At 34.9% G+C, this 235-nt stretch carries 1 protein-coding gene; it reads right to left on the reverse strand.

Annotated elements, in window-relative coordinates:
- The coding region (locus tag Q5762_RS39680; protein ID WP_315897178.1) for a hypothetical protein at positions 1-235 on the reverse strand (235 nt) is incomplete at both ends.

Consider the following 235-nt stretch of genomic DNA (forward strand, 5'->3'; position numbering starts at 1 on the left):
TTAAAGGCGTAATTGGCATAGTCAAACACAACCTTAGACATATCGTATTTTTCAGCCAGCTCCTCTGTGTCTTTTTTATTGCAATACGATAAAGCTGCTATTGCCAACCGCTCGGATGGACGTAAATGATTTTTTCGTATTTTCTCTTGTGAAGCTTTCAAGACATTATACCTAATAACTGGTTTTGAATAATCTTCAATTTGTTTGGCAAATTGAGAAATATTTGACTGTGTTG

The sequence above is a fragment of the Streptomyces sp. P9(2023) genome, assembly GCF_032436795.1.
Classification (GTDB): Bacteria; Actinomycetota; Actinomycetes; order Streptomycetales; family Streptomycetaceae; genus Streptomyces.